The following is a 13,833-nucleotide window of genomic DNA, read 5'->3' on the forward strand; positions in this document are numbered from 1 at the left end:
GAACCCGACCTGACTCACAGACAAAAAAAAGCCCCGATCAAGCCGTGACAGGATCGAGGCAGAATTTACTGTTGAGGAGCTGTTGCGCGAGGGTGACCAAACCTTCGTGAAGCCAGCTGAATCCAGTGTGCCCACTCCTCTCTCCCGCAAGTTAGCCGAAAACGACCTGTTCATAGGTATAGCGGCCATTGCGACAAATCGTCCTTGCCCCGCCCCACCACCCCTACCAGAATCGAACCACGACACCGTTCCCTGAAGAAGGATTGCGTCATGATGCACGCTGATTTGATTGACCAGGAAGACCTGTTGGGCCAGCTCAAGGCGCTTGGATTTGAAGTTCCGAGTGGGGCCACTGCAGAGCAGGCCTGTGAATGCGCGGTACGCGGTTTGAACGACGTGCGAGCCTCGACCCTGAGGACCATGGTCAAGCAGATGTACACCAGCAGCGCGACGATTCTGCCCGCTGTGCGCCAGGCGATAGACAAGCAACTGCTGCCGGCATTGGCGCAATACCAGCAAACCCGTAGCGCCTGATAGATCCCATCGCGAGCAAGCTCGCTCCCACACTGGTTCTGTGAACGACACAAAACCAATGTGGGAGCGAGCTTGCTCGCGATGAAGGCGCTGCGGTTTAGAGCCTTACACTGGCAAATGTCGACTCGTTACGCGCTTGACTCAACGCCGACATCGGCCCGGACAACGGTGCCAATACCAGCGCCTGCGGGATCGGCATCATCGCCACCTGTTGGGTGGTGTTGGAACCGACGCGCTCGTCACGCGGTGGAATGCCGAAGTATTCGCGGTAGCACTTGGAGAAGTGCGGGGTCGACACGAAGCCGCAAACCGAGGCCACTTCGATGATCGACATCGGCGTTTGCTTGAGCAATTGCCGGGCACGAATCAGGCGCAGCTTGAGGTAGTAACGCGACGGCGAGCAGTGCAGGTATTTCTGGAACAGCCGCTCGAGTTGACGACGTGACACGGCGACATACACCGCCAGTTCATCGAGGTCGATTGGTTCTTCAAGGTTGGCTTCCATCAGCGCGACGATTTCCTGCAACTTCGGCTGATTGGTACCCAGCATGTGTTTCAGCGGCACGCGCTGGTGATCCTGTTCGTTACGAATGCGCTCGTAGACAAACATTTCCGAAATCGCCGCCGACAGTTCACGGCCATGATCGCGGCTGATCAGGTGCAGCATCATGTCCAATGGCGCGGTGCCGCCGGAGCTGGTGAAACGGTTACGGTCAAGGGTGAACAGGCGAGTGCTCATGGCCACACGCGGGAAGGCTTCCTGCATCGAGGCCAGACACTCCCAGTGCACGCTGCAATCGAAACCGTCCAGCAGACCTGCGCAGGCCAAGGCCCAGCTGCCGGTGCAGACGGCGCCGAGACGACGCGACTGACGGGCCTGGCTTTGCAGCCACGACACGTGTTCACGGGTAACCGTGCGTTGAATGCCGATACCGCCGCAGACAATAACGGTGTCCAGGGGCGGGGCTTTGTGCATGGAGGCGTCGGGGGTGATTTGCAGGCCGTCACTGGCCCAGACCTGGCCGCCATCGACGGTGAGGGTGCTCCAGCGATACAGCTCGCGACCGGACAATTGGTTGGCCATACGCAGGGGTTCTACTGCGGAGGCCAGAGAAATCAGCGTGAAATTGTCCAGCAGCAAAAAGCCGATGGATTGAGGCGCACGGTTCTGGGGTTGAGCCCCGGAGTTGAACGACGTCATCGCGGTATCTCCTCACACAAAGCGGGTGATGGCCTCAGGCGGAGGCTCTTGTTATGGCCATCGTTCTCTTGCGTGAGACGGGGCTTTGTTATGACAGAGCAATTGCCATGCCTAAAATTGAATGCGCATTCAATAACTCCTGAAAACGACGTCGCGATGTGTCTATATGTGTCTACAGAGCTCAGTCGATGAGTCAGGGTTATCTAGCGGGCAGGCGCCCTGCCCCGTGGGGTGTGAGCAAATCGGTAGCACTTTTGGGAAGCGCATCAAAAGAGCCGGGAAAGAGTGTCACCCCAGGCACAGGTGACGAGTGGTCGGAGCCTTGAATGACGTCCGACCGTCGGGGGTATTTGTTGCCTGATTGCGACGCGCTAAAAGGTGGCGCTTATTTGGACCAGTGTTCACTTAGCGCGCAGATTTGACTGGTCAAACGCTATCGCGAGCAAGCTCGCTCCCACATTGGATTTGTGAACGACGCAGAACCAGTGTGGGAGCGAGCTTGCTCGCGATGGGGTCTACTCGGTCTCAGCACTCAACCGCGCTGACAGCCAACCCGCCGCGCGAGGTCTCTTTATATTTGTCATGCATGTCGGCGCCGGTATCGCGCATGGTGCGGATCACCCGGTCCAGCGAAATGAAGTGCTGGCCGTCACCGCGCAAGGCCATTTGCGCCGCATTGATAGCCTTCACCGCGGCGATGGCGTTGCGCTCGATGCACGGCACCTGCACCAGCCCGCCAACCGGGTCGCACGTCAGGCCGAGGTTGTGCTCCAGACCGATTTCCGCCGCGTTGCACAGCTGCTCCGGCGTCGCGCCAAGAATCTCCGCCAACCCGGCCGCCGCCATGGCGCAGGCCGAACCGACTTCGCCCTGGCAGCCAACTTCGGCGCCGGAAATCGAGGCGTTCTTTTTACACAGAATCCCGACCGCCGCCGCACTGAGGAAATAGTCGACGACATTGGCGTCCGTCACCACCTCACTGAATTTCATAAAGTAGTGCAACACCGCCGGAATGATCCCGGCCGCGCCGTTGGTCGGTGCCGTAACCATCCGCCCGCCCGCCGCGTTTTCTTCGTTGACCGCGAGGGCGAACAGGTTGACCCACTCCATGGCACTCAAGGTCGAGCCGATCACGTTAGGCTTGTTCAGCTCTTGCAGGCTGCGATGCAACTTCGCGGCGCGACGGCGAACGTTCAGACCACCAGGCAGGATGCCTTCGTGCTTGAGGCCCTGCTCGACGCAATCCTGCATGGCACGCCAGAGTTTCATCAGACCGCCGCGGATTTCTTCTTCCGAACGCCAGACCTTCTCGTTCGCCATCATCAACTCGGCGACACGCAGTTTGTGTTTCTGGCACAGGGCAAGCAGCTCCGCCGCGCTGGAAAAATCGTAAGGCAACACGGTGCGGTCCAGATCGACCACGCCGCTTGAGGCCTGTGCCTCATCAACGACAAAACCGCCGCCGACTGAATAGTAGGTGTCGCGATGCAGCTCACCGTGCTCACCTTCCGCCACCAGGGTCATCGCATTGGGATGGAATGGCAGGTTCTCATCGATCAGGCGCATGTCACGCGCCCAGATGAAGGGCACCGGCAAGCGACCGTCGAGCAACAGCGTATGGGTTTCACGCAAGGTGTCGATGCGAACGCCGATTTGCGACGGGTCGATCGCGTCCGGCCATTCGCCCATCAGCCCCATGATCACCGCGTTGTCGCTGCCGTGACCGATACCAGTGGCCGACAACGAACCGAACAGCTGGACTTCGATCCGGTGCACCTGTTCCAGCAGCACCTTCTCGCGTAGCGCTTCGACGAACAACGCCGCGGCGCGCATCGGCCCGACGGTGTGCGAGCTAGAGGGGCCAATGCCGATTTTGAACAGGTCGAAAACACTGATAGCCATGACGTGCGAGACTCCTCGGTGAGCATATTCCAGACGCCAAAACGCCCGGTGGCGGAGCTGCTACGCTCAAGCGGCAACCCTTTGATCTGACCGCATCATCAGGCTTTTGCGATGTCGCTCGACGTCTCACACCGACGTACCCATGCCCACCAACGCCGCCGGCCGCAGACGGCACGTTTTGGCCGTTTTTTTACGGTTCAGAGGACTAAAAAGCGCTGAATAAAGCTGTAAACGACCTCACCGACACTGGATGCGACCATCCCTGTACTGGATACGACGCACCCTGTAGGCGTCAGAATTTCACTGGTCCATGATCAGTCTCGACTCGATTGCACGGCGCCGTGGTAGAGCAGTCTTCACACGCCGACCAACCGCAACACACATAAGTGCGGTCAGAACACCGCCCAAAAAAACACTCAGGAGTCCACCCATGAAAATAGGTTCCCCGTCGTTGTTGTTGGCCGCCATGCTGAGTCTGCCGCTTCTGGCTCACGCCACAGAACCGGCACAGTGCAGCACCGTAAACTTCTCCGATGTCGGCTGGACCGACATCACCGCTACAACGGCGACCACCAGCGTCGTGCTCGACGCGTTGGGCTACAAGACCAAGACCACCATGATTTCCGTGCCGGTGACCTACAAGTCCCTGGCTGACGGCAAGAACATGGACGTGTTCCTCGGCAACTGGATGCCGACCATGGAAAACGACATCAAGGCCTACCGCGATGCGGGCACCGTGGAAACCGTGCGCACCAACCTCAAAGGCGCCAAGTACACCCTGGCGGTGCCACAAGCGCTTTACGACAAAGGTCTGCATGACTTCGCCGATATAACCAAATTCAAGAAAGAACTCGACGGCAAAATCTATGGCATCGAGCCGGGTAACGATGGCAACCGCCTGATCCAGAGTATGATCGACAAGAACGCCTTCGGTCTCAAAGACGCCGGTTTCAAGGTGGTTGAGTCCAGTGAGGCCGGCATGCTCTCGCAAGTCGACCGCGCTCAGAAGCGTGATACCGCAGTGGTGTTCCTGGGCTGGGCACCGCACCCGATGAACAAGCGCTTCAAGATCCAGTACCTCACCGGTGGCGACGATTATTTCGGCCCGGATTTCGGTGCGGCAACCGTCCTGACCAACACCCGCAAGGGCTACACCCAGGAATGCAGCAACGTTGGCCAGTTGCTGAAGAATCTGGAGTTCACCGTCGACATGGAAAGCTCGCTGATGGGCAACATCCTGGACGACAAGATGAAGCCTGAAGCGGCCGCCAAGGCCTGGCTGAAAAAGAATCCAAAGGTACTTGATACCTGGCTCGCTGGCGTGACCACCATTGACGGTAAACCAGGCCTGGAAGCCGTGAAAGCCAAGCTTGCACAGTAATTGTTGATGCCGGGCGAGTTCGCTCGCCCGGGCTGTTTTTTTCCTTGCATGCGGACGTTCACTACCATGCTGATTGATCAGAAAATCCCTTTAGGCCAGTACATCGCTGCCTTCGTAGAATGGCTGACGAAACACGGCGCCAGCACATTCGATGCGATCGCCACGACACTGGAAACGATGATCCACGGCGTGACGTTTGCGCTGACCTGGTTCAACCCGCTGGCACTGATCGGATTGATCGCCTTGCTAGCCCACTTCATTCAACGCAAATGGGGCCTGACCGCTTTCGTCATCGCCTCCTTCCTGCTGATCCTCAACCTGGGTTACTGGCAGGAAACCATGGAAACCCTCGCCCAGGTGCTATTCGCCACCTTCGTCTGCGTGATAATAGGCGTGCCGTTGGGCATCGTCGCCGCGCACAAACCGATGTTCTACACGCTGATGCGTCCGGTGCTCGATCTGATGCAGACCGTACCGACGTTCGTGTACCTCATTCCTACCCTGACCCTGTTCGGTCTGGGTGTGGTCCCGGGTCTGATTTCAACGGTAGTGTTCGCGATTGCCGCGCCTATCCGTCTGACCTACCTGGGCATCCGCGATGTGCCGCAAGAACTGATGGACGCCGGCAAGGCCTTTGGCTGCTCGCGCCGCCAGCTGCTCTCGCGTATTGAACTGCCCCACGCGATGCCGAGCATCGCAGCCGGCATCACCCAGTGCATCATGCTGTCGTTGTCGATGGTGGTGATCGCAGCACTGGTGGGCGCCGATGGCCTGGGCAAACCCGTGGTCAACGCACTGAACACTGCTGATATCGCCCTGGGCTTCGAAGCCGGGTTGGCGATCGTACTGCTGGCGATCATGCTCGACCGTATCTGCAAACAACCCGACGCCAAAGTAGGGGGTGACGCATGAGCATAATCCGCTTCGATCAGGTCGACGTGGTCTTCTCCAAGGACCCGCGTGAAGCCCTGAAACTGCTCGACCAGGGCATGACCCGTGACCAGATCCTGAAAAAAACCGGGCAAATCGTTGGTGTTGAAAAAGCCAGCCTGGACATCGAGAAAGGCGAAATCTGTGTACTGATGGGCCTTTCCGGCTCCGGCAAATCCAGCCTGCTGCGCTGCATCAACGGCTTGAACACGGTCAGCCGTGGCAAGCTGTTCGTCGAGCATGAAGGCCGGCAGATCGACATCGCCTCTTGCACCCCGGCAGAACTGAAAATGATGCGTACCAAGCGCATCGCCATGGTGTTCCAGAAGTTCGCCCTGATGCCTTGGCTGACGGTGCGCGAGAACATCAGCTTCGGCCTCGAAATGCAGGGTCGTCCCGAGAAGGAACGCCACAAACTAGTCGACGAGAAGCTCGAACTGGTCGGCCTGTCCCAATGGCGTAACAAGAAACCCGACGAACTCTCTGGCGGCATGCAGCAGCGTGTGGGGCTGGCCCGCGCACTGGCGATGGACGCCGACATCCTGCTGATGGATGAACCCTTCTCGGCACTCGACCCGTTGATTCGCCAAGGCCTGCAAGACGAACTGCTGGAACTGCAACGCAAGCTGCACAAGACCATCGTCTTCGTCAGTCACGACCTCGATGAAGCGCTGAAACTCGGCAGCCGTATCGCGATCATGAAAGACGGCCGGATCATCCAGTACAGCAAGCCGGAAGAAATCGTCCTCAACCCGGCCGATGACTACGTGCGGACCTTCGTGGCGCACACCAACCCGCTGAACGTACTGTGCGGTCGCAGCCTGATGCGCACACTGGACAACTGCAAACGCATCAACGGCTCTGTATGCCTGGATCCGGGCGGCGACTCGTGGCTGGACCTGGCCGAAGGCAACACCATCAAGGGCGCACGCCAGAACGGCGCGAGCCTGGACCTGCAGAACTGGGTACCGGGGCAAGCCGTTGAAGGCCTGGGCCGTCGACCAACGCTGGTGGACTCGAACATCGGCATGCGCGATGCGCTGCAGATTCGTTATCAGACCGGCAACAAGCTGGTGCTGCACGACAACAACCATGTGGTGGGGATTCTCGGCGACAGCGAGCTGTACCACGCACTGCTCGGCAAGAACCTGGGGTAAGACAGCAGACACAAAAACGCCGCGAGGATCGCGGCGTTTTTGTTAGTACGCAGAACCTGTGGGAGCGAGCTTGCTCGCGATGGCGGTGGGTCAGTCAACATTGATGCTGACTGTTATGCCCTCATCGCGAGCAAGCTCGCTCCCACAAGGATTGCGGTGCATCAATTGCACCGCGTCACTCAAGTCTTAGCTATAGACACGGCCCAGGAGCTGCCGATGGCTTTCAAACTGATCGAGCACATCACGGGTGATCTGATCCTGAGTGAAGCCCATCAAGTCGTACTCCTGACTGCCGTTGTGCAGGTACACCTCGGCTCGGTAGTAACGCGTGCGCGCTTCATCCGGGTTCGGCGATTCGCTCGGCGCCGCCAGATAGCCGTCCAGGCTCACTTCGTAGACAAAAGGGTTGCCCTCTTCCATCTCGATTCGCACGCCCATGCAACGCTTGGCTTTACCCAGCAATGTCTGAACATCCAGACCCTGGGTACGCAATTGCGCCGCCGCATCTTCCAGCGCCGGGCTGACGTGCTTGTCCATGAAACGCTGAACGATCGACTGGCTCGGTTGCAGATCCAGCTGAGTCAAACGCTCGCTGAAACCACGACGACCACGCGCTGCCAATTCGGCTTGTTCGTGCTCGATCTGCACGTCCTGGCGCATGGCCTTGTGCAAGCCGAACATGAAGAACACCAGCACCACCGAGAACGGCAGACCGGCCAGCACTACCATGGTTTGCATGGCTTCGAAGTTACCGGCGAACAGCAGGCCAATGGTCACCAGCGTGATCACCACCGACCAGAAGATCCGCAGCCAGTGCGGGGCGTCTTCGTCGACGTTGCCGCCCTTGCAGGACAGGTTCGCCATCATCACCGCGCCAGAGTCGGCCGGGGTCAGGAACAACACGAAACCGACAAAGATCGACACGCCGATCACGATTTTCGACGCCGGGTAATGCTCAAGCAGCTGGTAGATCGCCATGGACGGCTGTTCCAGCGCAGTCTTCCCGAGCTCCACCGCCCCATGGTTCATCACCAGATCCAGCGCCGAGTTACCGAAGATCGACAACCAGGCCAAAGTGAAGCCCAGTGGAATCAGCAGCACGCCGGCCACCAGTTCACGTACGGTACGACCGCGGGAAATACGCGCGATGAACATGCCCACGAATGGCGCCCAGGAAATCCACCAGGCCCAGTAGAACAGGGTCCACAGGCCCAACCAGCGCTCGGATTTGGCGTTGTCGGCTTCGTACACATACAGGTCGAAGGTCTTCAGCACCACGCCGTTCAGGTAGTCACCGATGTTCTGCACGAAGCCGTTGAGCAGGTGCAGGGTCGGGCCGAACAGCAGCACGAAAATCAGCAGGCCGCTGAACAGCACGATGTTCAGGTTGGACAGACGGCGGATGCCGTTTTCCACGCCCGACACGGCGGCGATGGTCGCCACGGTGCTCATCACGATGATCACGATCAGCAGGTTGGTGTTGCTGTGCTCCATGCCGAACAGGTTCTCAAGACCCGACGACACTTGCAGCGAGCCAATCCCCAGGTTGGTCACCAGACCCAGCAGGGTCACGAACATGCCAAAGCCGTCTACCGCATGACCGGCCGCACCTTTGACCCAACGCTCGCCCACCAGCGGATACAGCGCCGAACGCAGCGCCAGCGGCTGGTTATGACGGTAAGCAAAGTACGCCACGGCCAAGCCGACCAAGGCGTAGATCGCCCAGCCATGCAAACCCCAATGCAGGAACGTCAGTTGCACCGCCTGACGCGCTGCCAGGTTGCTGCCCGCCACGCCTTCCGGCGGATTGAAGTAGTGATCCAACGGTTCGGATGCACCGAAGTACAGCAGCGAGATACCGATACCGGACGAGAACAGCATCCCGGCCCAGGCGCCATAGCTGAAGTCCGGAGTGTCGTCCTTGCTGCCCAGTTTGAGCTTGCCGTAGGACGAAAACGCCAGACCGACGACGAATACCAGATAGGCAGCGATCACCACCATGTAGTACCAGCCGAAGCTGCGCGACAACCAGGCCTGAGCGATCCCCAGCATTCTCCCGGCTTCTTGCGGCGCGGCGATGAGGATGGCAGTCAGCAGCAGGATCAATGCGGTCGAGGTGTAGAACACCCAACCGTTGACCGTCACCTTATCGGGTGGGGTCTTTATAAGAGAGGCAGAACTCATTGCACAGATGCTCCAGGCAGTGCGAGAGAAAGACACAAGGCAAAGCAGTACCCGACCAATCGGTTAGTTGGCAGCCGACCTGCGGGTGATATAAAGACACCCCGAAAAAAGCCCGAAACCGCGGCAGCAGCGTTGAAAACCGACCTCGACGATCGCGCGCGCGTACATGACGCAGCGCATGACCCTGAGCGTCTTGCCCATTCAACACGTCCATTGCAATCGGTTCGCAGCATGCCCCGTGCGGGTTTCGAGCATTTTCGGATGTCGTTTTTCCGCCAACCACACGTAGGAAAAACCTGTAGGCAGCGACGATTTGTCGCAGATCTTATTCTTTGTTGATTGAACGTTCAATCAAAACAAAATAGACTGGCCTTCAATCCGGTAGCCGTTTTTCGTCCACCGGGAGGCCTAAGGAGATGTGCAAGATGCCCAAGGTCGGTATGCAACCCATCCGCCGTCAGCAGTTGATCGAAGCCACTTTGCTGGCCGTCGATCAGGTTGGAATGGGGGACGCCAGCATTGCGCTGATCGCCCGTTTGGCCGGTGTCTCGAATGGCATCATCAGTCACTATTTTCAGGACAAGAATGGCCTGATCGCCGCCACGATGCGGTACCTGATGAGTGTCCTCAGCGAGAACGTCACCGCGCGCCGCCAGGCGCTGGGAGATAACAGCCCGCGGGCTCATCTTCAGGTGATTATCGAAGGCAACTTCGACGCCAGCCAGGTCAATGGCCCGGCAATGAAAACCTGGTTGGCCTTCTGGGCAACCAGCATGCACCAACCGTCTTTACACAGGTTGCAGCGGATCAACGATCACCGCCTGTATTCCAACCTGTGCTGCGAGTTCCGCCGAGTGCTGCCGCTTGATCAGGCACGCAGCGCAGCACGCGGGCTGGCGGCCCTGATTGACGGTTTGTGGTTACGCGGCGCGCTGTCGGGAGACGCTTTCGACACCGAGCAGGCGCAACGAATCGCTTACGAATATATGGATATCCAACTGGCTAAGCAGGAGCTGCTGGAGCACACATAACCGCTCGGCCCCTGAACGGCTACTGATCAGCGATGCCCAGGCTTTACGGCACGCCCAGTGGTTAACGCCAACAACTTTATGCACTTGCGAGGACTCTATGGCCCGTTTCGAACTGCAAAAACTTTACATCGACGGCGGTTACTCCGACGCCAGCGGCGACGCCACCTTCGAAGCCATCAACCCGGCTAACGGTGAAGTTCTCGCCACAGTGCAACGTGCAACCTTCGCCGACGTCGAACGCGCTGTCGTCAGCGCCGAAAAGGGCCAGAAAATCTGGGCCGCGATGACCGCCATGGAGCGTTCGCGCATCCTGCGCCGTGCCGTTGAGATCCTGCGCGAGCGCAACGATGAACTGGCCGCCCTGGAAACCCTGGACACCGGCAAGGCGTACTCCGAAACCCGCTACGTCGACATCGTCACCGGCGCTGACGTACTGGAATACTACGCAGGCCTGGTGCCAGCCATCGAAGGCGAGCAAATCCCGCTGCGCACCACGTCGTTCGTTTACACCCGTCGCGAGCCACTGGGCATCGTGGCCGGTATCGGCGCGTGGAACTACCCGATCCAGATCGCTCTGTGGAAATCCGCTCCAGCCCTGGCGGCCGGTAACGCGATGATCTTCAAGCCAAGCGAAGTCACTTCCCTGACGACCCTGAAACTGGCTGAAATCTACACCGAAGCAGGCCTGCCAGCGGGCGTGTTCAACGTTCTGACCGGCAGCGGCCGTGAAGTCGGCACCTGGCTGACCGAGCACCCACGCATCGAAAAAATCTCGTTCACTGGCGGTACCGACACCGGCAAGAAGGTCATGGCCAGCGCTTCTGGCTCGTCCTTGAAAGACGTGACCATGGAACTGGGCGGCAAATCCCCACTGATCATTTTCGACGACGCCGACCTCGATCGCGCCGCCGACACCGCGATGATGGCCAACTTCTACAGCTCCGGTCAGGTCTGCACCAACGGCACTCGCGTGTTCGTACCGAGCCACCTGAAAGCCGCTTTCGAAGCCAAGATCGTTGAGCGCGTTGCGCGCATTCGCGTCGGCAACCCGGAAGACGAAAACACCAACTTCGGCCCGCTGGTCAGCTTCGCCCATATGGAAAGCGTGCTCGGCTACATCGCCAAAGGTAAGGAAGAAGGCGCTCGCCTGCTGTGCGGCGGTGATCGTCTGACCGAAGGCGAATTCGCCAAAGGCGCCTTCGTGGCACCGACCGTGTTCACCGACTGCACCGACGAGATGACCATCGTTCGCGAAGAAATCTTCGGCCCGGTGATGAGCATCCTGACTTACGAAACCGAAGAAGAAGTGATCCGTCGCGCCAACGACACCGAGTTCGGCCTGGCCGCCGGCGTCGTCACCAAGGACCTGAACCGCGCTCACCGCGTGATTCATCAACTGGAAGCCGGTATCTGCTGGATCAACGCCTGGGGCGAGTCCGACGCCAAGATGCCGGTCGGCGGCTACAAGCAGTCGGGCGTGGGCCGTGAGAACGGCATCAGCTCGCTGAACAACTTCACCCGCATCAAATCGGTACAGGTCGAGCTGGGCGATTACGCCTCGGTTTTCTAAGGCGGCATCTGCTTCGCCCGCGAGGCCGCCATCGCGAGCAAGCTCGCTCCCACAGGAGTCCTCATTCCAATGTGGGAGCGAGCTTGCTCGCGATCGAGTGCGCAGCACTCGCCATGACCTGACCAACTTCAAAAGAGGGTGCATTCAATGTCCCAGGAATACGACTACATCATCATCGGGGCCGGCTCTGCCGGTAACACCCTGGCGACCCGTCTGACTGAAGACGCAGGCGTCACCGTCCTGCTGCTCGAAGCCGGCGGCCCGGACTACCGTTTCGACTTCCGCACGCAAATGCCTGCGGCACTGGCGTTCCCACTACAAGGCCGTCGCTACAACTGGGCCTACGAGACCGATCCAGAGCCATACATGGACGGCCGCCGGATGGAATGCGGTCGCGGCAAGGGCCTGGGCGGTTCTTCGCTGATCAATGGCATGTGCTACATCCGCGGTAACGCCATGGACTACGACGGCTGGGCGAAAAACCCTGGCCTGGAAGACTGGACCTACCTGGACTGCCTGCCGTATTTCCGCAAAGCTGAAACCCGGGACATCGGCGCGAACGACTACCACGGCGGCGAAGGTCCGGTCAGCGTGACCACCCCTAAAGCCGGCAACAACCCGCTGTTCCACGCGATGGTTGAAGCAGGCGTGCAGGCCGGTTACCCGCGTACCGAGGACCTGAACGGCTACCAGCAAGAAGGTTTCGGCCCGATGGACCGTACCGTGACGCCTAAAGGCCGTCGCTCCAGCACCGCTCGCGGTTACCTGGACATCGCCAAAAAGCGTTCGACCCTGAACATCGTCACCCACGCCCTGACCGACAAGATTCTGTTCGAAGGTAAACGTGCGGTCGGCGTACGTTACCTGGTGGGCAGCGCCGAAGAGCCCGTTGAAGCCCGTGCACGCAAAGAAGTGTTGCTGTGCAGCGGCGCGATTGCTTCGCCGCAGATCCTCCAACGCTCCGGCGTCGGCCCGGCCAAGCTGCTCAAAAGCCTGGACATTCCCGTGGTTCACGACCTGCCAGGCGTCGGCGAGAACCTGCAGGACCACCTGGAGCTGTACCTGCAATACGCGTGCACCCAGCCGGTTTCGCTGTACCCGTCGCTGCTCTGGTACAACCAGCCGGCCATTGGCGCCGAGTGGTTGTTCAACGGCACCGGTATCGGCGCCAGCAACCAGTTCGAAGCCGGCGGTTTTATCCGCACGCGTCCGGATTTCGAATGGCCGAACATTCAGTACCACTTCCTGCCGGTAGCGATTAACTACAACGGCAGCAACGGTGTTAAAGAGCACGGCTTCCAGGCGCACATGGGCTCCATGCGTTCGCCAAGCCGTGGCCGCATCCAGGTTAAATCCAAGGATCCGCGCCAGCACCCGAGCATCCTGTTCAACTACATGGCCACCGAGCAAGACTGGCAGGAATTCCGTGACGGCATCCGCCTGACCCGTGAAATCATGCAGCAGCCGGCACTCGACGCTTTCCGTGGTCGCGAGTTGAGCCCAGGCATCGACGTGCAAACCGACGAGCAACTCGACAAGTTCATCCGTGAACACGCCGAAACCGCGTTCCATCCGTCCTGCTCGTGCAAAATGGGCACCGACGAAATGGCCGTGGTCGATGGTCAGGGTCGCGTCCACGGGATGCAGGGTCTGCGTGTGGTCGATGCCTCGATCATGCCGCTGATCACCACCGGTAATCTGAACGCACCCACGATCATGATGGCCGAGAAAATCGCCGACAAGATCCGTGGTCGTCAGCCATTGCCACGCAGCAAGGCCAAGTACTACGTCGCGGGCGACGCCCCGGTGCGTGGCAAGCCGTTGCGTGAAGTGGGTCCTACCGCGCAGTAACACCGCGCCTGCGGCGCATCGCGAGCAAGCTCGCTCCCACACTTGATCTGTGTTGAATGCTGAATAGCGGTTCGACGCAAATCCAATGTGGG

General features: G+C 59.5%; 10 protein-coding genes. 7 read left to right on the top strand and 3 right to left on the bottom strand.

The features are described 5' to 3' along the window. Positions 1-270 precede the first annotated feature (270 nt). Positions 271-534, top strand: a complete 264-nt coding sequence (locus tag AC1RKH_RS24385; RefSeq protein WP_493063889.1) for a hypothetical protein — start codon at positions 271-273, stop codon at positions 532-534. A gap of 97 nt (positions 535-631) precedes the next feature. On the opposite strand, the gene gbdR is transcribed toward AC1RKH_RS24385, so the two are convergent. Then, on the bottom strand, positions 632-1,735 hold the full coding sequence (gbdR, locus tag AC1RKH_RS24390) for a choline metabolism transcriptional regulator GbdR (RefSeq protein WP_054594388.1): 1,104 nt from the start codon (positions 1,733-1,735) through the stop codon (positions 632-634). Between the two features lie 525 nt (positions 1,736-2,260). After that, positions 2,261-3,637, bottom strand: coding sequence for an L-serine ammonia-lyase (locus AC1RKH_RS24395; RefSeq protein WP_493063888.1), 1,377 nt, complete (start codon positions 3,635-3,637; stop codon positions 2,261-2,263). 430 nt (positions 3,638-4,067) lie between these two features. On the opposite strand from AC1RKH_RS24395, the gene AC1RKH_RS24400 reads away from it, so the two are divergent. From AC1RKH_RS24400 to choV, 3 genes are all read left to right on the top strand, one after another. Then, positions 4,068-5,018, top strand: coding sequence for a choline ABC transporter substrate-binding protein (locus tag AC1RKH_RS24400; RefSeq protein WP_123426494.1), 951 nt, complete (start codon positions 4,068-4,070; stop codon positions 5,016-5,018). Positions 5,019-5,084: 66 nt separating this feature from the next. Next, positions 5,085-5,930 (top strand): choline ABC transporter permease subunit, encoded by an 846-nt coding sequence (gene choW / locus AC1RKH_RS24405; protein WP_123426562.1) that lies wholly within the window; start codon positions 5,085-5,087, stop codon positions 5,928-5,930. Further along, positions 5,927-7,105 (top strand): choline ABC transporter ATP-binding protein, encoded by a 1,179-nt coding sequence (gene choV / locus AC1RKH_RS24410; protein ID WP_123426493.1) that lies wholly within the window; start codon positions 5,927-5,929, stop codon positions 7,103-7,105. Before choW ends, choV begins: the two co-directional genes overlap by 4 nt. A gap of 186 nt (positions 7,106-7,291) precedes the next feature. Here the strand turns inward: choV and AC1RKH_RS24415 are convergent, their stop codons facing one another. After that, on the bottom strand, positions 7,292-9,232 hold the full coding sequence (locus tag AC1RKH_RS24415) for a BCCT family transporter (protein WP_493063976.1): 1,941 nt from the start codon (positions 9,230-9,232) through the stop codon (positions 7,292-7,294). A gap of 482 nt (positions 9,233-9,714) precedes the next feature. On the opposite strand from AC1RKH_RS24415, the gene betI reads away from it, so the two are divergent. The 3 genes from betI (at position 9,715) to betA (ending at position 13,741) form a co-directional block, all read left to right on the top strand. Further along, a complete protein-coding gene (gene betI, locus AC1RKH_RS24420; protein WP_493063886.1) occupies positions 9,715-10,320 on the top strand; it encodes a transcriptional regulator BetI in 606 nt (201 codons plus the stop codon). 97 nt (positions 10,321-10,417) lie between these two features. Next, complete coding sequence (gene betB / locus AC1RKH_RS24425; protein WP_123426490.1) at positions 10,418-11,890, top strand: betaine-aldehyde dehydrogenase; 1,473 nt, start codon at positions 10,418-10,420, stop codon at positions 11,888-11,890. 147 nt (positions 11,891-12,037) lie between these two features. Then, positions 12,038-13,741 (top strand): choline dehydrogenase, encoded by a 1,704-nt coding sequence (gene betA, locus AC1RKH_RS24430; protein WP_493063885.1) that lies wholly within the window; start codon positions 12,038-12,040, stop codon positions 13,739-13,741. Positions 13,742-13,833 lie beyond the last annotated feature (92 nt).

This window comes from Pseudomonas sp. GW822-FHT06B12 (assembly GCF_058799675.1).

What these genes read in the sequence shown, in the direction of transcription:
- AC1RKH_RS24385 (WP_493063889.1), top strand. Translation starts at nt 271, where the DNA reads ATGATGCACGCTGATTTGATTGACCAGGAAGACCTGTTGGGCCAGCTC.
- gbdR (WP_054594388.1), bottom strand. Translation starts at nt 1,735, where the DNA reads ATGACGTCGTTCAACTCCGGGGCTCAACCCCAGAACCGTGCGCCTCAA.
- AC1RKH_RS24395 (WP_493063888.1), bottom strand. Translation starts at nt 3,637, where the DNA reads ATGGCTATCAGTGTTTTCGACCTGTTCAAAATCGGCATTGGCCCCTCT.
- AC1RKH_RS24400 (WP_123426494.1), top strand. Translation starts at nt 4,068, where the DNA reads ATGAAAATAGGTTCCCCGTCGTTGTTGTTGGCCGCCATGCTGAGTCTG.
- choW (WP_123426562.1), top strand. Translation starts at nt 5,085, where the DNA reads ATGCTGATTGATCAGAAAATCCCTTTAGGCCAGTACATCGCTGCCTTC.
- choV (WP_123426493.1), top strand. Translation starts at nt 5,927, where the DNA reads ATGAGCATAATCCGCTTCGATCAGGTCGACGTGGTCTTCTCCAAGGAC.
- betI (WP_493063886.1), top strand. Translation starts at nt 9,715, where the DNA reads ATGCCCAAGGTCGGTATGCAACCCATCCGCCGTCAGCAGTTGATCGAA.
- betB (WP_123426490.1), top strand. Translation starts at nt 10,418, where the DNA reads ATGGCCCGTTTCGAACTGCAAAAACTTTACATCGACGGCGGTTACTCC.
- betA (WP_493063885.1), top strand. Translation starts at nt 12,038, where the DNA reads ATGTCCCAGGAATACGACTACATCATCATCGGGGCCGGCTCTGCCGGT.